The sequence below is a fragment of the Chromohalobacter sp. HP20-39 genome (assembly GCF_033052815.1).
Classification (GTDB): Bacteria; Pseudomonadota; Gammaproteobacteria; order Pseudomonadales; family Halomonadaceae; genus Chromohalobacter.
The window spans coordinates 1-287 of the sequence record NZ_JAWHTP010000519.1 but is presented as its reverse complement, the minus strand read 5'-3'; the positions used below and the strand labels follow the sequence as shown (position 1 = coordinate 287).

1 pseudogene is annotated in these 287 nt (G+C 67.6%); it reads left to right on the top strand.

What is annotated here, in order from left to right:
- Positions 1–19 precede the first annotated feature (19 nt).
- Positions 20–287: pseudogene (locus tag RVY79_RS19030) on the top strand (heavy metal translocating P-type ATPase); the annotation flags it as partial.

The following is a 287-nucleotide window of genomic DNA, read 5'->3' as shown; positions in this document are numbered from 1 at the left end:
CGAAACGGCCCTCGCTCGCATGGATGGCGTGTCCGATGCCCGCATCAACTTCACCGCAGAAACGCTGGAATTGACGCTCGCGTCTGGCGGCCCCACGCAGCTCGGCCACATCGAGAAGACCATCAAGAGCCTGGGCTTCGGCGTCTCCGACGTGCGCCGCCATGATGGCTCAGCACCCGCGGCCCCAGCAGCAGCATCGACGGCGCGCCATCAGCGCTGGTGGCAGACGAAGAAAGGCAGGCACGTGCTGGGCCTGGGCGGCCTGATGGGCTCGGCCTACGCGATCG